The organism is Streptomyces sp. 2-1 (genome assembly GCF_048564895.1).
Taxonomy (GTDB): Bacteria; Actinomycetota; Actinomycetes; order Streptomycetales; family Streptomycetaceae; genus Streptomyces; species Streptomyces phaeochromogenes.
Genome location: NZ_CP183383.1, coordinates 10,860,646 through 10,883,962, shown reverse-complemented (window position 1 = coordinate 10,883,962; position 23,317 = coordinate 10,860,646). Strand labels below are relative to the sequence as shown.

The 23,317-nt window shown below is 69.8% G+C and carries 19 protein-coding genes; 11 read left to right on the top strand and 8 right to left on the bottom strand.

Annotation, left to right across the window (positions count from 1 at the left end):
- The first annotated feature begins 6 nt into the window (after positions 1-6).
- Positions 7-801 carry an SDR family oxidoreductase gene (locus ACN20J_RS47570; protein WP_189842475.1) on the top strand — a complete coding sequence of 265 codons (795 nt, stop codon included), beginning with the start codon at positions 7-9 and terminating at the stop codon, positions 799-801.
- Positions 802-912: 111 nt separating this feature from the next.
- On the opposite strand, the gene ACN20J_RS47565 is transcribed toward ACN20J_RS47570, so the two are convergent.
- Positions 913-1,650 (bottom strand): hypothetical protein, encoded by a 738-nt coding sequence (locus ACN20J_RS47565; protein ID WP_419668535.1) that lies wholly within the window; start codon positions 1,648-1,650, stop codon positions 913-915.
- A 204-nt stretch (positions 1,651-1,854) separates the two neighbouring features.
- The gene (locus ACN20J_RS47560) at positions 1,855-3,102 is read right to left on the bottom strand and encodes an MFS transporter (protein ID WP_419668534.1); all 1,248 of its coding nucleotides are present in this window, start codon (positions 3,100-3,102) and stop codon (positions 1,855-1,857) included.
- Positions 3,103-3,225: 123 nt separating this feature from the next.
- Between ACN20J_RS47560 and ACN20J_RS47555 the strand changes: the two genes are divergently transcribed.
- Entirely contained in the window at positions 3,226-4,188 is a 963-nt protein-coding gene (locus ACN20J_RS47555; protein WP_364180904.1) for a LysR family transcriptional regulator, read from the top strand.
- A 51-nt stretch (positions 4,189-4,239) separates the two neighbouring features.
- Here ACN20J_RS47555 and ACN20J_RS47550 read toward each other — a convergent pair whose 3' ends face one another.
- The gene (locus tag ACN20J_RS47550) at positions 4,240-4,878 is read right to left on the bottom strand and encodes a DUF1707 SHOCT-like domain-containing protein (RefSeq protein WP_361994037.1); all 639 of its coding nucleotides are present in this window, start codon (positions 4,876-4,878) and stop codon (positions 4,240-4,242) included.
- 292 nt (positions 4,879-5,170) lie between these two features.
- Here ACN20J_RS47550 and ACN20J_RS47545 point away from each other — a divergent pair, with 292 nt between their 5' ends.
- The 4 genes from ACN20J_RS47545 (at position 5,171) to ACN20J_RS47530 (ending at position 15,002) form a co-directional block, all read left to right on the top strand.
- Positions 5,171-8,917 (top strand): hypothetical protein, encoded by a 3,747-nt coding sequence (locus ACN20J_RS47545; protein WP_419668533.1) that lies wholly within the window; start codon positions 5,171-5,173, stop codon positions 8,915-8,917.
- The gene (locus ACN20J_RS47540) at positions 8,914-13,098 is read left to right on the top strand and encodes a hypothetical protein (protein ID WP_189842480.1); all 4,185 of its coding nucleotides are present in this window, start codon (positions 8,914-8,916) and stop codon (positions 13,096-13,098) included. Before ACN20J_RS47545 ends, ACN20J_RS47540 begins: the two co-directional genes overlap by 4 nt.
- Before the next feature lie 6 nt (positions 13,099-13,104).
- Entirely contained in the window at positions 13,105-13,947 is an 843-nt protein-coding gene (locus tag ACN20J_RS47535; RefSeq protein WP_419668532.1) for a hypothetical protein, read from the top strand.
- 203 nt (positions 13,948-14,150) lie between these two features.
- Entirely contained in the window at positions 14,151-15,002 is an 852-nt protein-coding gene (locus tag ACN20J_RS47530; RefSeq protein WP_419668531.1) for an SDR family oxidoreductase, read from the top strand.
- 12 nt (positions 15,003-15,014) lie between these two features.
- On the opposite strand, the gene ACN20J_RS47525 is transcribed toward ACN20J_RS47530, so the two are convergent.
- A complete protein-coding gene (locus tag ACN20J_RS47525; RefSeq protein ID WP_362305427.1) occupies positions 15,015-15,881 on the bottom strand; it encodes an LLM class flavin-dependent oxidoreductase in 867 nt (288 codons plus the stop codon).
- A gap of 229 nt (positions 15,882-16,110) precedes the next feature.
- On the opposite strand from ACN20J_RS47525, the gene ACN20J_RS47520 reads away from it, so the two are divergent.
- From ACN20J_RS47520 to ACN20J_RS47510, 3 genes are read left to right on the top strand one after another with little or no spacing between them, the layout of a single operon-like run.
- Positions 16,111-16,947 (top strand): CPBP family intramembrane glutamic endopeptidase, encoded by an 837-nt coding sequence (locus tag ACN20J_RS47520; protein WP_189842484.1) that lies wholly within the window; start codon positions 16,111-16,113, stop codon positions 16,945-16,947.
- Positions 16,944-18,092 (top strand): sensor histidine kinase, encoded by a 1,149-nt coding sequence (locus tag ACN20J_RS47515; RefSeq protein ID WP_189842485.1) that lies wholly within the window; start codon positions 16,944-16,946, stop codon positions 18,090-18,092. The genes ACN20J_RS47520 and ACN20J_RS47515 overlap by 4 nt, the downstream gene beginning before the upstream one ends.
- Positions 18,089-18,748, top strand: coding sequence for a response regulator (locus ACN20J_RS47510; protein WP_189842486.1), 660 nt, complete (start codon positions 18,089-18,091; stop codon positions 18,746-18,748). The genes ACN20J_RS47515 and ACN20J_RS47510 overlap by 4 nt, the downstream gene beginning before the upstream one ends.
- Before the next feature lie 5 nt (positions 18,749-18,753).
- On the opposite strand, the gene ACN20J_RS47505 is transcribed toward ACN20J_RS47510, so the two are convergent.
- Entirely contained in the window at positions 18,754-19,206 is a 453-nt protein-coding gene (locus tag ACN20J_RS47505) for a DoxX family protein (protein ID WP_189842487.1), read from the bottom strand.
- Positions 19,207-19,440: 234 nt separating this feature from the next.
- Here ACN20J_RS47505 and ACN20J_RS47500 point away from each other — a divergent pair, with 234 nt between their 5' ends.
- Positions 19,441-19,728, top strand: a complete 288-nt coding sequence (locus ACN20J_RS47500) for a hypothetical protein (protein ID WP_419668530.1) — start codon at positions 19,441-19,443, stop codon at positions 19,726-19,728.
- Between the two features lie 31 nt (positions 19,729-19,759).
- On the opposite strand, the gene ACN20J_RS47495 is transcribed toward ACN20J_RS47500, so the two are convergent.
- Positions 19,760-20,575 (bottom strand): DUF899 domain-containing protein, encoded by an 816-nt coding sequence (locus ACN20J_RS47495; protein WP_361911155.1) that lies wholly within the window; start codon positions 20,573-20,575, stop codon positions 19,760-19,762.
- Between the two features lie 156 nt (positions 20,576-20,731).
- Positions 20,732-21,322, bottom strand: coding sequence for a TetR/AcrR family transcriptional regulator (locus ACN20J_RS47490; protein WP_189842584.1), 591 nt, complete (start codon positions 21,320-21,322; stop codon positions 20,732-20,734).
- Between the two features lie 152 nt (positions 21,323-21,474).
- On the opposite strand from ACN20J_RS47490, the gene ACN20J_RS47485 reads away from it, so the two are divergent.
- Positions 21,475-22,494, top strand: coding sequence for an aldo/keto reductase (locus tag ACN20J_RS47485; protein WP_189842490.1), 1,020 nt, complete (start codon positions 21,475-21,477; stop codon positions 22,492-22,494).
- 34 nt (positions 22,495-22,528) lie between these two features.
- On the opposite strand, the gene ACN20J_RS47480 is transcribed toward ACN20J_RS47485, so the two are convergent.
- Positions 22,529-23,278, bottom strand: coding sequence for a TioE family transcriptional regulator (locus tag ACN20J_RS47480; RefSeq protein ID WP_419668529.1), 750 nt, complete (start codon positions 23,276-23,278; stop codon positions 22,529-22,531).
- Positions 23,279-23,317 lie beyond the last annotated feature (39 nt).

Genomic DNA, 23,317 nt, shown 5'->3' with positions numbered 1-23,317 from the left:
CGGCAAGTGGTGGACAACCAATTCACAACGCATGCAGAACTCTTCGATCTGCGTGGAAAGCGCGCGCTCGTCACCGGTGGCACCAGAGGCATCGGGATGATGATCGCGCGTGGCCTTCTCCAGGCGGGCGTCCGCGTGGTCATCAGCTCACGCAACGCAGAAGCGTGCGCCCAGGCGCAGGAGCAGTTGTCCGCATTCGGTGAGGTGCGGGCCATCCCCGCCGATCTGTCCCGCCACGACGAGTGCCGGCGGCTGTCCGACCTCGTCACCGCCGACTCGGAGCGTCTCGACATCCTCGTCAACAACGCGGGCGCCATCTGGGACGAGCCGCTGGAGACGTTCCCGGACGCGGCCTGGGACACGGTCGTCGACCTCAACCTGAAGTCGCCGTTCTGGCTGGTCCAGGCGCTGCTGCCCGCACTTCGCAAGGCCGGCACCGCCGACGATCCCGCGCGGATCATCAACATCGGCAGCATCGCCGCCATCCACATCCCCCAGCGGCCCAACTACTCGTACTCCAGCAGCAAGGCCGCACTGCATCAACTCACCCGAGTGCTCGCCAAGGAACTGGGACCGCAGCACGTCACCGTGAACGCCGTGGCGCCGGGACCGTTCCCGTCGACGATGATGACTGCAATCCTCGATGAGTTCGGCGAGGCGATCGCGGCGTCGGCCCCACTGCGCAGGATCGGCCGCGACGACGACATGGCGGGTGTCGCCGTGTTCCTCGCCAGCCGGGCAGGCGCGTACCTGACGGGCACCGTGATCCCCGTCGACGGCGGCATCGCCACAACCGCGTAGGCCGCCTGAGCGGCTCTTCGCCAGATGAGGGTGCAGCCGGCGCGGCGGTCCCAGATGGATGTCGAGGTTTCCAGAGAGAAAGGCTCCTACACGGTTTCCCTTCGTGCGCGCCTACTGCGGTCGCATCAGGGCCAAGTCCTCACCCCATGCGTCCAGCACCGCGCCGTGCCCGGCCCGGCGGGCCACCGACTCGACCTGGGCGAAGAGACGACGCTGTGTGGACACGTCGCCCCTTCCTGAGATGCGGTCCACAGCGTCGAGCAGCATGCCGGTGTCCCAGGCTGGCAGCGGGAATCGGGCCAGCTCCCATTCCAGGTACTTGTTGTAGGGGCGGGCACGACGGTCGAGGGCGAAGAGCAACTCCAGCAGAGACCGGATGCTGTCGGCGGCGTCGAGCCGGGCCGCGAGCGCATGGCCGTCACGGGCGTTCTTGACCGAGCGGTAGACGGAGTTGGCGTAGGCGTCGAGCCACTCGCCCGCCTCCCGGAAGGCAACGTCGGCGTCGAGCCGTGCCTTCGCGGTCAGGATCTGGGCGATGCCTCCGTCGAGCCGGTCGAGGACGATCCGCGCGCGGGCGAGGGCGTACCGCTCGAAGCCGGGCATTCCGGCGGCGCGGAACTCTTCGAGGGAGACGATGACGAGGTCGAGCTCTGGAGTGCGGTGTCCCGTGAACCGGGTCAGGGCTGTCGTCGCGCCATCCGCGAGGACGACGTACAGGTCGTGGTCGGAGTACTCGGTGGTCATGCCCTCGTGGGCCCGGGAACCCTTGAGGACGAGGCCGACGACAGCTGAATCAGTGGAGGCGAGTTCGACGAACGCGTCGTACGTGAAGGGCTGTTGAGCAGTCATTGCGTGATCTCCGGCGTTGTGATGACGGGCATGCCAGCCGGGCGACCCGAAACTCATCGGGGTCACCCACACCGTCTGCGGCGGCGCTTGGCCGCCACCCGGAAGATCAACGCACGTGCGGACTCTACCGCCCGCGCCAGTCGACCGAGGGGTCTCACCTACGACCGTCTCAAGCACCGCACGTACGCAGGGCACCGAGTTGGGTCATGCGGCCCTGACACCTTCGGCCGACAAGGCGGGCTCAGGGGCCGACAGATGTATCCGTTTGGGCAGCAAGAGCGGCGTGGCGAGCAGGAGTACGCCGGACATGGTGATCGCGGTGAGCGGGCTCGTGAGGGTGGCCAGGATGCCCCAGATCACCATCAGGGCAGCTTGCATGAGCTTGCTGATGGCGCTCCAGGTACTGAGGACTTGGGCGGTGCGATGCACGGGAGTCCGCTGCAGGCGTTCTGTCGCGTAGATCGGGTTGAAGATGCCCATGCAGGTGATCAGCAGGCCCTCGACGATGATCACGGTGAGGAGTCCGGGGATGCCGGGGCCGACGAACGCGAGACCGAGCGGGAAGAGTGATCGCAGCCAGCCGAAGACGGTCATGATCCGGTATCGGCCGTAGCGGGTCACGAGGCGCGCGGAGAGGCGGGCGCCCACGAAGCCGCCGAGTGCCGGGATGCCGAAGGCGAGACCGTATTGCCAGGCCGGGAAGTGGTACTGGCCCAGCAGGAGGACGGACAGGAGCGGGGCAGTGGCCATGATGAGACCGCCGACGAGGATCGAGTTGAGGAACAGACGTCTCAGTGCGTGGTCACGCAGGATGAATCGCCAGCCACAGAGCAGGTCGGCTCCGCGCAGTCCGGTGGCCCGGTCGCGGGGTGCCGCGGTGTCGCCTCCGCGGATGCGGAGGACACCCAGCGCGGACAGCAGGTAGCTGAGGGCGTCGGCCATGACCGTGATGACCGGGCCGAGCAACCCGATGAGCGCACCGCCGAGGGGCGGGCCCGCCGCGGTCGCCACCCAGCTCGTGCCCTCGAATCTCCCGTTCGCCACGAGGAGTTGATCGCCACGGAGGAGGTGCTTCAGATACGCACCGGATGCGGCGGAGAAGGCGATGCTCGCGGTGCCGGAGATCACTGAGACAACCAGCAGTTGCCCGTACGAAAGCAGACCGAGGACGTACGCGATCGGGATGCTCACCACCGCGACGAACCGGATCAGGTCCATCGCGATCATCACCGGACGCTTGGCCCGGTGCTCGACCCACGGCCCCAGCGAGAACGCGACGACCGCCGCGACGGCAAGCCCGGCCGCCTCCAGCACCGACACGGCAAGTGCCGACGAGTGCAGCACTTGAACCGCGATCAGCGGAAATGCGCCGAAGGCAAGCCACGTACCGTACGTACTGACGGCGTAGGCCGACCACAGCCAACCGAAACTGCGCCCCAACCGCACGCGCATCTGACTCCCTCGTGACAACCGATGTTCGGGTCGCTGAATCACACCGGACCCACCGCCGAGGGATCAAACAACCGGCTCCCGGGCCGGCCACAACCATCGGTTGGGCACGCCTATGCTCGATCAATGGATACCGAGGCGGTGCGATCGTTCGTCCGCGCGGCCGAGCTCGGGCAGCTGCAACACGCGGCCGACGAGCTCGGCGTAACGCAACAGGCCGTGTCGAAGCGGATCGCGACCCTTGAGCGCGAACTCGACGTCCGGTTGTTCACCCGCACCGCCCGGGGGGTCGAGCTGACACTCGACGGCCAGGCCTTCCTCCCGCACGCCCGGAGCATCGTCACGGGTGTCGATCGCGCGATCACCGCGATCAGACCGGGTTCGCGGGCCCTTCGGATCGACGTTCTCGGCCTGCGATCCGCGCAGGCCGTCGTCCTGCACGACTACTGGCGGTCGCATCCCGAAACCGACCTCGACGTGGTGACGCTCAGGGTGAATGATCCGCGCCTGGTGGTCGCCGCCGTCCAAGCCGGCGATATCGACGCCTCGTTCCGCTCGGTCACCGACCCGGCCACGCTGCCGCGCGACGTGCAGATGATCCACGCCTTCGACTCCCCGTCGGAACTCCTCGTCGGCCCGAGGCACCCGCTCGCCTCCGCACGGACACTGACACCGACCCAGCTGCGCCGGCACCGGATCTGGGTGCCGGGTATCGCGCCACGAAGCGAGTGGGCGGACTTCTACGATCAGCTCGCCACCGAATTCGACCTCCGCATCGACGCCACGGGCCCGAACTTCGGCAACGAGGTACTCCTCGACATCCTCGCGGACTCCGCGGACGTGGCAACCCTCGTCGGCTCGCGCGACCGGTACATCTGGCCGACGAACCACGACCTGCGCCGCATCCCGATCGTGAATCCGACCCTCGCGTACCCGCTCTCGCTCATCCTCCCCCGCGAGAACCCGCACCCAGGACTCCGGGCGATCATCAACCACTTCGGAAGCCTGGCACCGCTCCCCGAAACCGTCTGGCGCCCCTCCTGGGCAACGACACCACGCCGCAGCGACGGACCCGCCGAACACACCTGACACCGACGGTCGCGAGCTGCGAGGGCAGCTGCCAGCGCCTGCGGAAAGGGATCAGGGCCTGCGCAGCAGCCACTGCCCGAACGTTCGGCGCCGAGGCCGCACCACCACGCGGCCGTGGGCCTTCTGGCCGACCAATTCCACTCGCAGAGCGACCGGCGTGTCCGGATTCGCTGGATTCTGGCGGTACTTGACGCTGCTGTGCATCAGCTGCAGACCATCGGTATCGACCACGACGCCCGGCCTCGTGACCAGCGTCAGGGTCTTGCCAGTCATGGCTACGTCGATCCGCAAGGTGTCGTGTGTGATCACCGCGTCGGTGAAGTCGAGTGTCACCTCGCAGAACGTCACCGCGAGCTCCAGCCTCCGCGGTACCACCCAGCGCCCCACGCGCTCGATCGCACCGCTGTGGACCTGTTCGATCCGGACCACGTCCTTGACCTCGGCCACAGTCGTGCCGGTCGCGGCCGATACGGGCGGCAAGTCGGCGGTGAGCGTGGCCAGTTCACCCAGTGTCCGCGCCGACAGGGCGGCTTCGAGGCGCTCGTCCAACTCGTCCGCGGTCAGCAGGCCGTCGCCCGCCGCGATGCGGAGCACATCCACCACCCGGTCCCGGTCCGCGTGAGAGGCTCGCAACTCGGGCGACGAGCCGGGGCCGGAGCTCTTTCCGGTGGGCGAAATCTCTCCCGACATGCTTCCGTCCTGGTCCAGTCGAACGTCTCCGCGCGACGCGGGCAGCGGCGCGACCAGAAGACTAGCGCTATATCGCGATGCGAGTCCCGGGCCCCAACTCCCCATGAAGCCAGCGGTCCGACACAAGCCGGTGCGCACGCCAAACCTTCCACTCGAAGGCCACCCACTCGTTCGGATGCATTTCGAGGATTAATCACCCATACAGCTTAATTGGCCTATTGAGTCAAATATGGGGCCGCGGCTACCGTCGTCGACCGGCGCGGACACTCATTCACCTGGGCAGGAGCGGCTGGTGACCTCTTCGAATCCGAATCCGGCACCCATCAGGCTGTTACGTACGGAAGATCTGCTGGATCTCAGATTCAGCTTCCTGGGGCTCCGCCTGGACGATCCGCTGCTCGGCAGGCGAACACTCCTGCGGGCCGACCCGGCGGTCGAAGGCTGGGTGGTGGTCGAGTTCGGCCCTCAACATGTCACCGAGCAGGCGTTCTTCGAGTCCGCGGGACCCGGACTGCCGGTCGAGGGCGAGCCCGCTGCGGGGGAACCCCACCCCGCGCCGCCCGTGCCCGCACGGATCGGCGGGCGCAGCGCCCTGGTCTTCGTCGTCGGTGAGCAGGACCGGATCGACTACTCACCCGCCGGCCTGCTGGGCGCGATGCGCACTCTGCCGATGCGCGTGGTCGACGCGGCGCGGGCGCCGGTCACACCCACGGTCACCACACGACTCGCCGAGGCGATGGCCGTAGCGGATCATCGCGCCGAACACGTCCTGCGGGCGGTCCGGACCCTGGCCGAACTCACCGCCCGGTTCGACGCGGAGGCCGCACTGTCCGCGGTGCTCGGCACCGGCCGCCCCGTCGCGCACCCACCCGCCGTCCCCGCACCGGAAGCGGGCCCGGAACCGAGGCCGGAACCGAGCCTGGAACCGAAGCCCGGGCCGGCGAACCCCCTGGCCGACCCCTCCAACCCGCGCACGGGCATCGAACTCCCCTACCGCCTGCTGCTGTCGCCCACCCAGGACGCGCGCTGGACCCACACCGTCGCGCTCGACCCGCCGCAGCCCCAGGAGCGGATCGCGCTGTGGCACACCGGACTGCGCCAGGAGACCGCCAGGGTCGTGTGGACCCGGGACCCCGACTTCGTGCCGGACCGGGTCAGCCTGCCCCCGCCGCGCCAGTACGAGTTCCGCATGCCCCTGGACTCCCGGGACCGCCACCAACTGGTGCACCTGACCTCGAACTTCGCACTCACCGGCGACCGGCCGCCCGAGCCGGTGGACGTACGCAACCTGACCCTGTCCAGCCTCGGCGGCGGCCTGGACTCGATCGGCCGCTGGCCGGCGCCACCGGCGGACCTGGACGTCACCCAGTGGCGGCACCGCGTGGCCCTCGGCCGGGACCACTATGTGCGGGTCATGTACGCCGGTCGGCTGTGTCCGTTCGGCCACCGGGCCGAGCTGGTCAAGGTCACCGAGCGCAAGTTCGACCATGCTCGTCCGGACCGCGGCGCCTATCTGTCTCAGCGCATGTTCATCGTGGTGCGCGAGCCCGTCATCAACTACGACCGTGAGGTGTACGGGCCTGGCGACCCGCCGCGGGATCAGCTGCATCTGCTGTTCCCCTTCACCAGCGTGCAGTTGCTCACCTCGGTGACCCCGGATCTGGCCGTGCCCGCCAATCTGGACGGCATCCTGCCGAGCGAGTACGCCTTCTTCGCCGTTCCGTACGGCAAGGATCCGACCAAGCCCGAGGACGCGTTCCGGTTCTCCGTCAGTGCAGTCGACCGGGACGGCAAGCTGGTCGAATTCCAGGTGCCCCTGCTGTTCCTGGGGAAGACCGCACACGACGAGCCCGCCCATGTGACCACCGTCGTCGACCAGTACAACAAGCAGGACAGTCGGCCCACCCCCGGCCCGCCGGACGAGACCGCATCCATCGGGCGCGTGACCGCAGCCCTGCGCGGCCAGTCGATGGCGCTGGCTCCGAGCAGGACACCGGGTGACACCGCTCTCGATGTCGCGGAAGCCGTATGGGGCATGGAGACCACCGAGGAGCTGCTGGCCGGGGACAGTGAGGCCGCTCCTCGGTTCGTGCCACGGCTGCGCTGGGCGCGCGGTGTGCTTCCGCAGGTCCGCAATCTGAGCGGGTTCAGGTCGGCGGTGCCCCTGCGCTACCCGCCTCCCTTCGTCAAGCACGGGTTCGGGGACGGCAACCGCGGAGAGGTGTTCGTGGAGCTCCTCGATTCCGCGCCGATGACCTTCCATGACGCGGGCGAGAAGTCCGGCGCCCTGGTGACGCCGAGTTTCTCGGTTGCGGGCGTCTCCCGGTTGACCGGCCCGGTCGCGGCGCCACCGGTGCCCCGCCGCCCAGGCGTGAGCGCTGTGGAGGTGGATGAATACGACTGGTCCGCGATCGCCGGGGGCGGCTTCGACCCGACAGCGTTCTTCGGTGAAAACGCCAAGCTGTTCGGGGTCATCCCGCTGGTGGAACTGCTCAAGGCGACGGGTCTCGACAACCTCCAGGCACCGAACTTCTTCGCCGAGACGGTCGACGCCGTCACCGGTTTCCTCAGCGATCTGCGCCGGGTGCGCGGGCTCACCGCCTCGCTGGAACGGTTGTTCCCGGAGATCGCCACCCTGGTGATCAGGACGACCGACTCGGCGGCGATCTTCGCCGAGACCCTGACCGCGTTCATCGTGGGCCGGCTCAAGGACGACCACGAGGCACCCGGACTCGACGACGTGGAGAACGCGTTCCGGGCCTTCTCGACCGCGCTGACCCTGCTGCGCGACAACCTCCCCGCCGCCGCGGACGCCGGCGTCCGCGGCGTACTGGAACGCGTGCAGCAGCAGGTGGCGACCTGGCAGGACACGGTGGGCGGCGCCCTGGCGCTCAAGGACGCGATCCAACTCGCCGCCAAGGGCGCCAAGTTGCCCGACGTGATGAACGCCCGGATGGAATGGGCGCCCGATCTCAGGGACTGGCCGGAGCCCCCGAAGTGCCCCGTCTTCCATCTGCCCGGTGAAGCGGCCGGGCACCTCACCCTCGTCGTGGACCGGCGTGGCGCGCTGCGCGAGGGCGTCCCGCAGGGCGCCGACGTGACCTGCACGCTGTCCAACTTCGACCTGATCCTGGTTCCCGGTGTGCTCACGGGCCTGGAACTGCACTTCGACCGGATCCGTTTCATCATGCGGATCGGCAAGAAGCCGGACATCGAGGTGAAGTTCGGGCGCGTCCGGTTCGTCAACGAGCTGTCCTTCGTGGAGACGCTGCGCGAGCTGATCCCGCTGGACGGTTTCAGCGACCCGCCGGCGATCGAGGTGACCAGGTCCGGCATCACGGCGAACTACTCGATGCCGCTGCCGAGTGCGGCGGTCGGGGTGTTCAGCCTGGAGAACATCGCGCTCAGCGCCTCCCTCCAAGTGCCGTTCATCGGCGGCACGTTGGAGGTCGGTTTCGCGTTCTGCCGCCGGGAGGCACCGTTCCGGCTCACCGTCTCCATGCTGGGCGGCGGCGGGTACTTCGGCATCGTGCTGTCCGCCGACAGGATCAAGGTGCTGGAGGCGGCCCTGGAGTTCGGCGCCGCGGTGTCCCTGAACTTCGGGGTGGCCAGCGGAAGTCTCTCCGTGATGGCCGGGGTGTACTTCCGGCTGGACATCGAGTGCGGCGTGAAGCTGGTCGGCTATCTGCGGGCCCGCGGCGAGGTCGACGTGCTCGGCCTGGTGTCCGCCTCGATCGAGCTGTATCTGGAGATCGGTTACAGCGAGGGCTACGCGGTCGGCCGGGCCACCCTGACGATCAGCATCGAGATCGGCTTCTTCTCCGAGTCGGTCGAGATCACCTGCGAGAAGCGGTTCGCCGGCTCGGGCGTCGCCCCCGCACCCCTGGCCGCGGCGGCAGGATTCGCGGCCGCCGATCCCCCGCCCATCAGCCCACCGACGTTCGCCGACCTCATGGCCGACTACCCCGACCCGGTCACCGGAGAAGAGCGGGACCCCGTGTTCGAGTACTGCACCGCCTTCGCGGGAGTGACCCCGTGACCACAAGCCTCCCCGGGAACGACCCCGTACCCCCGACCCGCACCCTGCGCTGGACCGTGCTGCCCGACGGAGTCGTCGGCAAGGATGCGGACGGCCACGACATCCTCCGGGTCTCCGTCCTGATCACCCCACTGCTCACCGGGTCCGCCCGACTCGGCGACTACGCGGGGATGCGCGACTGGCCGGACACCTTGGACGGGCTCGTCGCGAGCATGTCCCTCGCCTTCTACGACAGTTCGGATGTTTCGGTCGGTACGGTCACCTCGACCACGCCCGCCGACCGGTTCCCGCCCGCGGACAGCGGCGTATGGACCACGTTGTTCCGCGGCGACACCCTGGTGCAGCCGCCGGGACAGTCGCGCGCGGCGCTCGCCGAGCCGGTCAGGAAGACCCTCCGCTCATATCCCGCGGCCGCGGTCCACACCGAGGTCACCGGCCTGTACCGGGAGGTGGCGGTCGCCACGACGGCCGAGCGCGTCCGGCTGGAGGCCGCCGCGCGTGAACTCGGCGAGTGCGGTCCGCCGGACCCGGATCTCGACCAGGGCTGCCGGTTCCCCTCGACCGGTACGGTCCTCTCCCTGATCGGCCAGGGAGTGAAGGACTTCTCGCTCGATCCGTCCACGGTCTACTCGACTCTCGACACTCTGCTCAACCGCGGCCACGGAGTCGCCGACGACGCTTCGCCGTACACCCCCAAGGTCATGCGGCGCACCGGCAACCCGGAGTACGAGCCGGAGGCCAAGACCTTCGCGTTCGCCGAGGCCCACCGCTTCTTCGACCGCACACCGCCGTCGGCCGACCGGACGGCCGCGCCGGAACCCGAGCCGCACCGCGTCGACTTCCATCAGGCATGCACACTGCTCGCCGACTACCCCGAACTGCAGCGCAGGTTCGGGCTGGTCGTCGACCTGCTCTTCACCGCGCCGCCCGCACTGGCCGACGAGGGGTCGGTCCAGGTCTCCTTCGACGGGCACCCCGACAAGGACCTGCTCCACGCCCCCGGGCTGCGGCCGTTGACCAGACTGCGGTACCAGGCGGGGTCCAGGTTCGAGCCCCTGTCCGCCGACGAGGACGTCCTGCGCACCAGGATGCTCAACCTCGGCTCGGACGCCTTCCAGGTGACCGATCTCGACGTGGACGGCTCGGCACTGAAGTACGTCGACTACGCCAGGGCGATCAACGCCCTGGACCAGGGTCTCCTCGACGACACGGCGCCCGCGCGCAAACAACTGGGCACCGGCACCCCGGCGGCGCGCGGGAGCGGACTCACCGTGCTGGTCGCCGACGGCGAGCACCGGCTGGCGGGGCGGATCGGCGCGGACGGCGAGCGCGTCGCGACGCACGTGGACCCCAAGCTGCACGCGGAGGACCTGGTGCGCGGCTACCGCGTGGACGTCGGCGTCGCCGACACCACCGGCGAGGTCCACAGCTGGCATTCGCTGTGCCGGCGGGTGGGCACGTACACCGTCCGTCGCCCCGGTGAAGTGCCCGTCCCTCTCACCGTCCGGCCCGACGAGGGCCACGTGAAGACCAGCGCGGTGACGAAGCAGTCGCGCGACGCAGACGAACTGTACGGCCACCAGGCGCTGTTCGGCTGGGAGGGCTGGAGCCTGGTCGCGGCGCGCCCCGGAAAGACGATCAACCTCCAGGACCGGCCGGAGGCGGTGGTCCCCGAGGTCTCCCCGGACGTACCGCTGGAGACCAGGTTCACCGCGCAGCCCGGCAGCCTGCCCGCCCTGCGCTACGGCGAGACCTACCGGCTGCGGGCCCGCTCCGTCGACCTGGCCGGCAACAGCCTCTCCCCCACCGCCCCGATCCCCGACGAACTGGCCACGCCGGCCCTCACCTACCGGCGCTGGGAGCCCGTGCCGCAACCGGTCGTCGTACCGATGAAGCCGTTCAACGAGGGCGAGTCCGCGGAGCGGCTGGTCATCCGCAGCACCGTCGAGGACGACGGCAGGGAGATCTCCGCCCTGCGGTACAGCGTGCTGCGCTCGGACGTTCCGGACCACGGCACCGATTCCGGCATCGACCATCTGGACCGCGGCTACGGCTTCCGCGACGAGCGGCACATCGCGCCGCCCAAGTGCGCGCTGCGCATGGCCGAGGAACACGGCTGCTACGACCCGGCGTTCGGGCCTCACGTCCCCGAAGCGGTACGCCGTCGCTTCTTCGCCTCCGCCGCCCGCGAGTCCGGGTCGTTCCTGGACACCGTCGTCAGCGATCCCGAGAACCCACAGTTCACCACCGATCTGCTGCTGCGCCGCGAGATCCATGTGGCCAAGCACAGCGTGGACGACACCGAGCCACTGACCGAGCTGCCGCTCACCCATCGCGGCGCGGGCCTGAAGACCGGCGAGTTCGTGATCCACGACCGCGACCAGCTCCTGCTGCCGTATCTGCCCGATCCGCTTGCCCGGGGTGTCTGTCTGCGCGGTCTGCCGGGCACCACCGGCAACTACCTGCTCCCGTTCCCCGGACCCTGGCCGCAGGCCAAGCCGTTCGTGCTGCGCATCCAGGAGGGCGACGACGAGCCGCTGCTCGAAGACACCCTGCTGCGGCGCCGGTTGACGGTGTATCTGACGAAGAGCGAGACCGCCCGCGTCTACCTCAGCTGCTATCTCGACCCCGCCGACCTGCCCCTGCTCAACCAGTGGACGCTCCTGACCCGTTCCGACTACTGGGCGGGACTCCGGCAGCGGGACCGCGACTTCATCACCCAGGTCAGCGCGGCGGGCGAGAACTGGCTGCTCACCCCTTGGGTGCGGCTGGACCTGGTGCACGCGGTGGAGAAGCCGCTGCGTCCGCCGGAGCTGGACCGGCCGAGCGCCGACCGGGATCCCGAACAGACGTCCGCCCGGCTCCTGGGCAACCTGCTCGTGCACGGGGACAGCACCGCCCAGGTCGCCGTCGAGGGCACCTGGAGCGAGTGGGTCGACGACGTCACCCAGGCGGGACCGCGGCGCTTCCACCACCTGGCCCACCTTGACGACACGACGATTCCGGCGGACGACGACCTGGTCAGCCTCTCCCGCGCCCACGAGTTCGGCGACACGCGGCACCGCAACCTCACCTACACGCCCGTCGCGATGACCCGCTTCCGCGAGTACTTCCACCCGAGCATCACCGGCGACCCGAAACTCGTCACCAGGACCGGCCCCGGCGTCGGCGTGCCGGTGCCGAGCTCCCGGCGTCCCGAGCCGCCCGACGTCAGCCACCTCGTGCCGACGTTCCGCTGGTCACGGACGGTCGACCAGGACACCCGCACGGTGACCCGGACCCGGCATCTCGCCGGTGTGCGGCTCTATCTGAACCGCCCGTGGTACTCCTCGGGCGACGACGAGCTCCTCGCCGTCCTGCTGGATCCGAGCGGAGAACTGCCCGACGAGTACGCCACGCGATGGGGCATCGACCCGGTTTGGGCGGACACCACGGCCATGCCCCCGCCGTCGACGGCCAACTTCCCGAACCCGACCGCCACGGCGACGGACCTGCCGCTCGCCGAGTCCACCGGCCCCACCCCGACGACCGTGTCCGTCACGGCCTACACGCCCACGTACGACGCGGACCGCCGCCTCTGGTACGTAGACATCGACGTGGACCTCGCCACCGCAGGACCCACCGCCTACTTCCCGTTCCTGCGACTGGCCGTCGCCCGCTACCAGCCCTTCGCGCTGCAGGGCCTGGAACTGTCGAAGGCGGTGGTGGCCGAGTTCACCCAGCTGCCGCCGCACCGGACCGTCACCGCCACCACTGTCGACAACCACGCCCGGCTACGCCTGTCCGGCCCGGCCACCTTCAACGAACTCGGGCGACGGATCGGTACGGGCCTCGCCGCGGTGAAGGGAAGCCGACGGGTCCGGGCCACCCTGCAGAAGCTGGCGGCCGGCAACGAACTCGACTGGGTACCGGTCGGCGACCCGGTGGAGCTCAGCTGCCAGCCGGACGGCAACGCCTTCAGCTGGGCGGTCGACTTCCCGGACCGCCCCACCGAACTGCTGTCCCGCTACCGGTTCCTGGTCGAGGAGCACGAGCTGTACCAGACCGACCCGGACACCGCCGCCGAGACCGTGCCCGTGGCCGGCGTACCCGTCCCGGTGGCCCGCCGCCTGGTGCACGCCGACTATCTGCCCGCCAAGCGCGGACTGCTCGGCGGCATCGTCATCGACATCGAGCTGTGAGGGGCCATGCCGACGAAAGCACGCACCGGCTACGCGGTCGCGCTCGCCGCGGTGGGCCTGCTCTGCCTGGTGCCCATGGCACTCGACGCGCCACAGACGCCGGCCGCCGCCGCGGCGTACGACCGGCTCAATGACTTACAGCCGCACCGCGGGGGCGCCGGGCTCTCGGTCTTCCCGACGGCCACCACCTACGACTGCACCGCCGGATTCGCCGTGCGCAGCAAATCCGACCCTCGGACGGTGGGCATGGTGACGGCCGGGCACTGCTTCACGCTGAACCGCGTTCTCGGCTCCGGCAACGACGCGGGCGGCGCGATCGACTTCGGCGCGGTCACGGTCGTGAAATACGAGAGAAACGTACCCAACGGGACACATGACATGGAACTGATCACCGGTGTCCCCAGTCAGACCGGACCGCAGACCTATGCGCCCACCCTCTGGGTCGATCCCCGGGTGCCCAGCGCGATGCGTGTCGTGGGCACCGGCACAGCGAGCCCGGGCGACAGCGTCTGCTACAGCGGGATGGTCACCAGGGCGAACTGCGGATTCACGGTCCAGACCCTGACGGGAAGCAAATCGTGCAGCAGGGAACCCGGACACACCAACGACTGCACCATCGGCCTCGCCGAGGCCACCAAGCCGGTCTCGTCCGGCCCCAGGCCCGGCGACTCCGGCTCACCGGTGTTCAAGATCGAGAACGGCAACGCCGTCATCGTCGGCATGCTCGTCGGCGGAGATCCCAGCAAGGACGGGCCCCCGCACCAGGACGCGGCGGTCGTCTTCCACACGCTCCGGCAGATCGAATCCCCCGACGGCCTCAACGTCAGAGTGCTCACCCAGAATCCCTGAGAACGGCTGGGGGATCCACACACAGACCCGACCCGCCACTACGGGGGGAAGTGACGGGCCGGGCCTGGTGTCCACGGTGCCACACTCGTCCCCGGCGCGCGCGGTCTCCGGAGGAAGTCGTCCAAGATCCAGGGAGTCATCCCTGCTCCGCGGCCTGTTCCTTCGGGGTCGCGCTCATCCGAGCCCGGTTACCGTAGGGCGCCATGAAGATCCTGATCATCGGCGGCAGCGGATTTCTCGGCACGGAACTGGTGCGCCGAGCGACGGCCGCGGGCTGGGAAACGGCCGCGACGTACTGTTCCCGCCCCGGCAGCGCTACCGGAGCCGCCGGAGCTGTCGGCGCCTCGTGGCACCGGCTCGATCTTCGCTCCCCCGGGCACATCGACGAGGTACTGGCAGCGGTGGCCCCCAGTGCCGTCATCAACGCCACGAGCGGAGGAAGCGACTGGGCGGTCACCGCCGACGGCTCGATCCGCGTGGCGATGGCCGCTGCGCGACGCGGTTGCCGTCTGGTCCACGTATCCAGCGACGCCGTGTTCTCCGGTTCCCGGATTCACTACGACGAGACCTGCCTGCCGGACCCGGTCACCCCGTACGGCGCGGCCAAGGCCTCCGCCGAGACCGCGGTGCGGCTCCTGGCGCCGAGCGCCGCGGTCGCCCGTACGTCGTTGATCATCGGACACGGCGGGTCCGACGGGTCCGTGCACGAGCGCCTGGTCCACGCTCTGGCCTCCGGCACGCACGACGGCGTCCTGTTCACCGACGACGTCCGCTGCCCGGTCCATGTCGAGGACCTGGCTTCCGCTCTGCTGGAGCTCGCGGTGTCGGACCGGGCCGGGATGTTCCACCTCGCCGGAGCGGACGCTCTCAGCCGCCACGAACTGGGCGTACTCATCGCCCGACGCGACGGACTCGACGCGGGCCGGCTGCCTGTCGGGCGCCGGTCCGACACCCCCATGCCCAGCGCCCTCGACGTCCGCCTCGACAGCCGCGCGACCCAGGAGCACGTACGCACACGGCTTCGGGGAGCCGGAGAGTTCCTCCGCGTCCACTAGGCGCCCGGCGCGTTACAAGACCGGCGGGCCCTGTTCGATGCGGCGCAGCACCGGTACGAGCCGGTCCAGTGTTTCGCCGGTCTGGATCTGCCGTTCGTCCCACCAGGTGGCCCCCGCCTCGGCCAACGGGCCGATCAGATCGCGGGTCCTGGCCGCGTCGTCGCCCGGTGTGGCACCGCCGAGGACGATCTCGAACGGGGTGCCGGACCGGTCCTCGCGCTGCTTGCGGACGTAGGCGACCAGGTCGCGGACCTGATCGACGGGCGGTACGTGGCCGTGCCTGGCCTCGGTGAACAGTGGGACCACGCCGTCCCAGCGGGCGGCCCGGCGCATGGGCGGGCGGTTCGGCCAGAATCCGGCGACCCAGACCGGCGGGCGAGGGCGCTGCACCGTGGCGGGAAGCAAGGTCACGTCCCGCACCTGGTGGTGCCGTCCGTCGTGGTTCACCGGCTTGCCCGACCAGTAGCGCTCGAGCAGGTCCAGGCCCTCGTCCAGCCGCTCGGCCAGTACCTTCGGGTCGGTGGTGTCGCCGAAACTCGCGTACTCGTCCTCGACGGGCCCGCCCAGCCCCGCGGCGAAGGTGACCCGGCCGCCGCTCACGGCGTCCAACGTGGCCACCTGGCGGGCGAGTTGCTGCGGGCGCCGCCGGGCGACGGGGGTGACCAGCGTGCCCAGCCTGATCCGGGATGTCGCCAGCGCGGCGGCGGTCAGCAGCATCCAGGGGTCCCCGAAGGGCCTGTCCCCGTGCTTGCGGTGCAGTACGTGATCCCAGACGAACAGCCCGTCCCACCCTGCCTGTTCGGCCGCCGCGGCCACCTTCGCCACGGTCCTGGGATCGGCGAAGTCGCCGAAGTTCGGAATGTTCACCGAGAAGCGCATCCCCGCATCGTGCTGCACGGCATCGGGACCGGCAACCGAAAATCCTGGCAGGCCGGTGCGCCCTGCACTGGCGGTCCGGTGCGCCCTGTCCCAGCAGGCCGGTACGTCCTGTCCCCCGAGAGAGCTACGTGCAGGTGTCCACCGAGCGGTGACGATTCCGGGCCGCCGGATCCATAGCTTTCTACACAGCCCGCGGCACTCAGGTCGCGGCTCTGACGTAGGAGTTCTCATGAGACTGGTCTGGCAATTCCTGGCCGTCGCGGCGGTCGCTTTCATCGGCGGCCAGGCGCTTGCCGCGTTGGAGGACCACCCCTGGCTCCAACTGGCCGTCGGCGTCCCGACAGCCGCGCTCGCGGTGCTTGTCTACGGGTGGGTGGTACGGCGGACCGAGCGCCGCCCGTCCACGGAGGTGGCCCTGGAAGGCGCCCCGGCCGCGACAGGCCGCGGAACGCTGATCGGCGCCGCGCTGTTCGGAGCCGTGATGGTGAACCTCTTCACCTCCGGGCACTACGAGGTCGACGGTCTGGGCTCGGTGTCGGGCGCGGCGGGGCTGTTCGGCTTCATGGCCGCCGCCGCGGTGACGGAGGAACTGCTGTTCCGCGGCGTCCTGTTCCGCATCACCGAGGAACGCATCGGCACGTGGATCGCGCTGGTGCTGACCGGCACCCTGTTCGGCCTCTCGCATCTGTTCAACCCGAACGCCAGCGTGTGGGGTGCCACGGCCATCGCCATCGAGGCGGGCGGCATGCTCACCGCCGCGTACGTCGCCACCCGCAGGCTGTGGGTGCCGATCGGCCTGCACTTCGGCTGGAACTTCGCCGCGTCCGGCATCTTCAGCACCGAGGTCTCGGGCAACGACACCCCCCAGGGGCTGCTGGACTCCGCGATGTCGGGCCCGAAGCTGCTCACCGGCGGCGACTTCGGCCCGGAGGGAAGCGTGTACTCGGTGCTGTTCTGCGTACTGGCGACGATCGCGTTCATGTGGATGGCCCACCGGCGCGGCCATGTGGTGCCCCGCCGTCGGCGCGCCGAGCGGACCGACACCGCCGCTACACTCCCCCGATGATCAGTCTTCGGCGGCCCCCGGAGTGGTGGCACCGGGCCGACGTCACGGTCCGGGATCTCCCGATCGGATTGCTGTGCCTCGCCGGGTCGTTCCTGCCGGGTTTCTACGGCACGCAGATCGGCAATCTGCCGCACCGCCCCTTCGACGCACTGGCCTTCGTGGCGATCGCCCTCGAATGCTTCCCACTCGCCGTGCGCCGGCGGTGGCCGGTCGTCTGTCTCGCCCTCGTGTCGGTCGGCTTCGCCATCGACCAGATCCGCGGCTACCACTCGTTCGCGGGCACCGCGCTGCCGATCGCGCTGCTGAGTGCGGGAGCCCATCTGGAACGGCACCGGCGTGCCGCCGCGATCGCCTTCTCCCTGGCGTACGTGCCGCTGGCGGTCACGCTCCTCCTGCTCGATTCGGGCGAGCCGCCGAGCGGATTCGTGACGTTCTATCTTGCGATGGTCCTCGCGTGGGGTTTCGGGGCGTGGCTGCGCTCCACGCGGGTCGCGGATGCCGAGCGCCGCAGCCGTATCGCCGAGGACACCCGCACCGCCGAACGCACCCGCATCGCAAGCGAGTTGCACGACGTCGTGACCCATCATGTGACGGCGATGGTCGTACAGGCCGAGGCGGCGCGCTATCTGACCGCCTCACCCGATCGCCTCGACCAGACCCTGACCGCCGTCTCCGACACCGGCCGGCGGGCCATCACCGACCTGCGGCACCTGCTCGACCTGCTCAATCCCGACCACGGCACCGAGGCCAGAACGCCGTCGGTCGGCAGACTGCTCACACTGGTGGAGCAGACGCGCCGGGCCGGTCAGCCGGTGGAGTTCACCGAGGAGGGCACACCGGCGGAGTCCACCGGCAGCGCCGACCTCGTGGCCTACCGGGTCGTGCAGGAGGCCCTGACCAACGCCCTCAAATATGCTCACGGCAGCCGTACTTCGGTCCAGGTGCGCCACGCCGAAAGGGAGATCACCGTGGAGGTCAGTACGGACGGTTCCGGCTCGGGGGCCGGCTCCCCCGGCGGGAGCGGGCGGGGCCTGGCCGGTCTCCGCGAACGGGTGGACGTCCTGGGCGGTGACTTCAGCGCGGGCCGGCAGAAGGCCGGTGGCTTCGTCGTGCGGGCGCGGATACCCGCGGGGAGCCCGTCGTGACCGCACCGATCCGGGTCCTGGTCTGCGACGACCAGGTGCTGATCCGCACCGGGCTGGTGACGATCATCGGCGCCCAGCCCGACATGGAGGTGGCCGGCGAGTGCGGTGACGGCCGGGCCGCGGTCGACCTCGCCGGCCAAGTGCACCCGGACGTCGTGGTGATGGACGTCCGCATGCCGGTGCTGGACGGCATCGAGGCCACCCGTCTGCTGGCCGGGGCCGGGGTGCCGCATCCCGTCAAGGTGCTCGTGGTGACCACGTTCAACCTGGACGAGTACGTCTACGAGGCGCTGCGCGCGGGGGCCAGCGGGTTCCTGCTCAAGGACGCGCCGCCGGCCCAACTGCTCCACGGGATCCGCACCGTGGGCACGGGCGCGGCACTGCTGGACCCCGAGGTGACGCGTCGGCTCGTGGGCAGGTACGCCGCCCGCATCCGGCCCTCCGAGGGCACGTCACCCGACATCCCGCTGACCCCTCGCGAGTTGGAGGTGCTTCGGCTCATCGCCAACGGCCTCTCCAACAGCGAGATCGCCGCGACCCTCGTGATCAGCCCGGAGACCGTCAAGACCTTCGTCTCCCGCATCCTCGCCAAACTCAATCTCCGGGACCGCGTCCAAGCGGTCGTCTACGCCTACCGCCAGGGACTGGTGACCTGACGTCGCTACCGGGCCTGTTCGGTCACCGGGCGGGCGACGGGACGTGCGCCGCTCCCGCGGCCGACCAGTCCCGCCAGGGAGAAGGCACCGGGGCCGGAGAACACGATGAGCAGGAATCCCCAGCAGAAGAGCACCGGCGCAAGTCCCCCGTTCTGCAAGGGGAACAGGCCGTCCTGCTGGTGCTCCGTGAAGTACGCGAACGCCATGATGCCCGAGCTGAGGAACGCGGCACTGCGGGTCGCGACACCGAGGAGAACCAGAACGCCGCACACCAACTCGATCACTCCGGCGTACCAGAAGGGCCAGTCACCCGTCGGGCTGGCCTTCCTGTCGAGCACCCCGAAGACCGTGGCAGCGCCCTCGCTGGCGAACAACAGGCCAAGGACCATGCGGAAAAGGCCCAGCACGAACGGCTGGCGCGTCGTCAGCCAGTCGCCGAGGCGCGGAGTGGTGGTCATCGGTACTCCTCGAAAGTGTCACTACGGAATCAGGGGGCCATGGACCGCAGGATGCTGGTAAAGCCCCCAGTTGACCGTACGTGTCCGGAGCGCTCCGGGTTCAAACAGATTTCTGGCCCCTGCGCACCGTGATCGTAGTCGCCTGTGTCGCGGTCCCAACCGGCCTCATTCCGCACTGGCACTCACCGAGCGACGGACGGCATGATGTCCCTCCGGAGCCCATAGGGAGTAGCCATGAGATCGCGCCTGCAGTGGACCAACGGCCGCGGAGAGCACGTCACCGTCGGCCGCAAGCAGACGTACGCGGCCGAGGTCTTCGTCAAGTTCTTCGTCCTGGCCGGCCAGCTGTACATGCCGGTTCTCATCTTCGGATGGGGTGAGTGGATCCCGTTCGCCGGAGCCAGCGTCTACCTGCTCTGGGAGCTCGGCCGCTTCAACAGCGCACTCGGCGAGCTCGCCGACCTCTGGAACGAGCAGCACGAGCAGCGGCAGGAGTCGGCTCGAAGCAACTCCTTCCACTGACCCAGCCGGTCGGCGTGTCCACGTAGGCGCGTCAGTGGTGGTCGCCCTGGCGGCCGAGGGTCTCCGCCGGGGTCGCGCCGGGGCGGGTCCACTGGGGCACGGGTCGGCTGGTCGGGCCCCAGGTGGCGGTGCCGTCGGCGTCCGAGCGCCAGTACCAGCAGGCCTGTTGGCCGACGGACGGGTGCCCCTCGCGGACTTCGCCGATCACGGACCGGCCCTCGGGGTTGTCCTCCCACGCCTCGCCGCGGCCGTAGGGAGTCATGTCGAGCAGGCTGAGGGACCCGTTGACCGGCTCGTTGCCCCGGCCCGTCGTGGAGTAGGTGAGGAACACGCGGTCGCCGTCGCGCAGGAAGCAGGCGATGTGCCCCATGCCTCCGCCGACCGGCGCCGCCACGCCCCGTACCGAGTACCAGGGCTGGGTGTAACCCATGAACTCGACGTACGAGGCCACCTCGTCCCACGGACCCGAGGTCAGGACGGCGAACGAGACGCCCCGGGCGTTGAGATAGACGGCGTCCTTCACATGCCAGGCCGTGGTGGTGCAGCCCTCGCACTGCCCCTGGTGCGGCGCACCGTCGTACCACATGTGCTGGTAGACCACGAGCTCGTCGCGCCCCTGGAACAGGTCCAGGAACGGGACCGGGCCGTCGGCTCCGACGACCTCGACCGTTCCGTCGAGCTCCACCATCGGCAGCCTCCGCCGGGCAGCGGCGATCGCGTCGCCCTCACGGGTGTGCGCCTTCTCGCGGACGAGCAGCTCGTCACGGGCGGTCTGCCAGGTGGCGAGGTCGACGACCGGCGGCTTGCCGGGGAGGTCGCTGCTCGCGGTGCCGGGCGTGGTCGTCATGGTGTCCTCCGTGGTGTCTCGTGCCGGGGCAGTGCCATGCGACATCCATACGACGTCGCCGACGCTCACCAGAACAGACTCGCGACGCCGCCGAAACTCATCGCGGCAGGGAGCACCCTCGGCCGCCCGAGGCCCCGGCATCCACGGCTGCCACGATCAGTGCGGCTGACGTAGGCCCGCGACGAGGAGTTCGACCAGTCGGCGTGCGTCGTAGCGGGAATCGCTGTCGGCGCCGATGCAGAGGTTTCCGACGCCGCGCATGAGCTGGTAGGCGGTGAGGTCGGAGCGGATCTCGCCGGAGGCGGCGGCAGCGTCGAGGAGCTGGGTGCAGACCGGCAGAAGGCGGTCGAGGAAGTAGGAGTGCAGCGTTTCGAAACCGGCGTTGTCGGTCTGCAGCGCGGCCGCGAGTCCGTGCTTGGTGACCAGGAAGTCGACGAAGAGATCGACCCACTGCCCGAGGGCGGCGTGCGGTGTCGGGCTGCTCTCCAGCAGGGCCGGGCCGGCCTCGGCGCAGGCCTCGACCTGGTGCCGGTACACGGCGATGACGAGATCCGCCCGAGTCGGGAAGTGGCGGTAGATCGTGCCCAGCCCGACGCCCGCCTTGGCCGCGATGTCACGTACCGGCGCCTCCACACCCGACGTGACGAAGACCGCGGCGGCCGCGTCGAGCAGGGTCTCCTTGTTGCGCCGGGCGTCCTTCCGCTTGGACTGGGCCGCACGCCCCGTGCCCTCGTCGCTGTCGTTCACCGCGCCACCCTCCGCCGTCGAGCTTGCCAAACGGAACACTGTTCCGTATCTTTCCGGAACGAGGTTCCGTTTGCTCATGATGCCAGAGCGGGGGCCTCACAACCAAGCCATGCAGTGACACCACGCTTCACCCGCAATGGAGGATCACGGTCATGCAGTACCGCACCTTGGGCCGCACCGGTGTGCAGGTCAGCTCCCTCGCGCTCGGCGCGATGAACTTCGGCAGGATCGGGCGCACCACGCAGGAGGAGGTCACCGCTGTCGTCGACGCCGCCATCGAGGGCGGAATCAATGTCATCGACACGGCTGACGCGTACAGCGGCGGCGAGTCCGAGGAGATGGTCGGCAAGGCCATCGCCGGCCGCCGCGACGACCTCGTGCTGGCCACGAAGGCGACCCTGCCGATGGGCGACGAGCGCAACCATCGGGGCAGCTCACGCCGCTGGCTGGTCACCTCGCTGGACAACAGTCTGCGCCGCCTCGGTGTCGATCACGTCGATCTCTACCAGATCCACCGGTGGGACCCGACGACCAGCGACGAGGAGACGCTGTCGGCCCTGACCGACCTCCAACGCGCGGGAAAGATCCGCTACTTCGGCTCCTCGACCTTTCCGGCGTACCGGATCGTGCAGGCACAGTGGGCCGCCCGCGAGCACCACCTGAGCCGCTACGTCACCGAACAGCCCAGCTACTCGATCCTGCAACGCGGAATCGAGACCCACGTCCTGCCCGTGACCGAGGAGTACGGGCTCGGAGTGCTGGCATGGAGCCCGCTGGCCTCGGGCTGGCTGTCGGGGGCGATCCGCGAGGGCCGGGACATCGCCACCAGCCGCTCGACGTTCATGCCGCAGCGCTTCGACACCGCCATCCCCTCCAACCGGGCCAGGCTCGACGCCGTCGAGCGGCTGGCCGCAGTCGCCGACGAGGCCGGCCTGACCATGATCCAGCTCGCGCTCGGATTCGTGACCGCCCACCCCGCCGTGACCAGCGCGCTCATCGGTCCCCGCACGCTGGACCATCTGCGCTCGCAGCTCGCCGCGGCCGACACCGTGCTCACGGCCGACGTGCTGGACGCCATCGACACCATCGTCGCCCCCGGAGTCGACCTGGCCGCACACGAGAAGAACGACACTCCGCCGGCCCTGCTCGACCCGGCACTACGACGCCGCTGACGACCTGGCTCGCGACGACGCGGCCACGTCAGGCTCATCCGCGCTCGCGGAGGTACGCCTCCAGCTCGGCGGCCCCGGTCAGCATCGCGCGCCCGCGGGTCGATACCCGTCCTCGCCAGTCGGACAGCGCGGCCTCCAGCGGCCCCAGCCCGCCGGCCGACCGCACCTGGGCGATCAGCGGGGCGATCTGCTCCAACAGGTAGCCGCCCCGCCTGAGTTGGTGGGACAGCCGGGCATCCCGTATGTCGGACTCGTCGTAGACGCGGTACCCGGTCAGCGCGTCGCGGCGTGGGCGCACCAGCCCGGCGCGCTCCCATTTGCGCAGGGTCGCGGGCCGGATCCCGAGTTCTTCCGCCAGCGGCCCGATGAACCTGTCGACGGGCCCGGGGCTCGCGTCGGGTCCAGCGCCCGCATCGCTCCCGTACGCCGTGGTGGGCTCCAGGTCGCGGAGGGCGCTCTCCACGGTCTGGAGGGTCCGCCGGTCGTCGAGGAGCTGGGCGTGGCTGTCATCGATGAGACGGAACGCCTCATCGATCGCGCCCTGGTTCACGGCCCGCATGATCGACGTCGCCGTCTGATGGCCGTGGCCGGGCACGAGGGCGAGAAACGCGCGCAGGGCCCCCGCGTGCAGAGAGGTATAGGTGCGGTAGCCGGTGGGTGTGCGGTCAGCGGCCGGGAGGATGCCGGCCTCCTCGTAGTTTCTGACCGCCTGCGTGGACAGACCGTGCCCGCGCGCGAGATCAACCGGCCTGAGCCGCCCGCTGTTTTGAAGGTTTCTCCCCATGTCCCTGCCGATATCGCGCACAAGTTTCAACCGGAGGTT

Coding starts and splice junctions, on each gene's coding strand:
- ACN20J_RS47535 (WP_419668532.1), top strand. CDS start 13,105: ATGCCGACGAAAGCACGCACCGGCTACGCGGTCGCGCTCGCCGCGGTG.
- ACN20J_RS47550 (WP_361994037.1), bottom strand. CDS start 4,878: ATGTCGGGAGAGATTTCGCCCACCGGAAAGAGCTCCGGCCCCGGCTCG.
- ACN20J_RS47560 (WP_419668534.1), bottom strand. CDS start 3,102: ATGCGCGTGCGGTTGGGGCGCAGTTTCGGTTGGCTGTGGTCGGCCTAC.
- ACN20J_RS47480 (WP_419668529.1), bottom strand. CDS start 23,278: ATGGGGAGAAACCTTCAAAACAGCGGGCGGCTCAGGCCGGTTGATCTC.
- ACN20J_RS47525 (WP_362305427.1), bottom strand. CDS start 15,881: ATGCGCTTCTCGGTGAACATTCCGAACTTCGGCGACTTCGCCGATCCC.
- ACN20J_RS47505 (WP_189842487.1), bottom strand. CDS start 19,206: ATGACCACCACTCCGCGCCTCGGCGACTGGCTGACGACGCGCCAGCCG.
- ACN20J_RS47530 (WP_419668531.1), top strand. CDS start 14,151: ATGAAGATCCTGATCATCGGCGGCAGCGGATTTCTCGGCACGGAACTG.
- ACN20J_RS47520 (WP_189842484.1), top strand. CDS start 16,111: ATGAGACTGGTCTGGCAATTCCTGGCCGTCGCGGCGGTCGCTTTCATC.
- ACN20J_RS47515 (WP_189842485.1), top strand. CDS start 16,944: ATGATCAGTCTTCGGCGGCCCCCGGAGTGGTGGCACCGGGCCGACGTC.
- ACN20J_RS47500 (WP_419668530.1), top strand. CDS start 19,441: ATGAGATCGCGCCTGCAGTGGACCAACGGCCGCGGAGAGCACGTCACC.
- ACN20J_RS47555 (WP_364180904.1), top strand. CDS start 3,226: ATGGATACCGAGGCGGTGCGATCGTTCGTCCGCGCGGCCGAGCTCGGG.
- ACN20J_RS47495 (WP_361911155.1), bottom strand. CDS start 20,575: ATGACGACCACGCCCGGCACCGCGAGCAGCGACCTCCCCGGCAAGCCG.
- ACN20J_RS47565 (WP_419668535.1), bottom strand. CDS start 1,650: ATGACTGCTCAACAGCCCTTCACGTACGACGCGTTCGTCGAACTCGCC.
- ACN20J_RS47485 (WP_189842490.1), top strand. CDS start 21,475: ATGCAGTACCGCACCTTGGGCCGCACCGGTGTGCAGGTCAGCTCCCTC.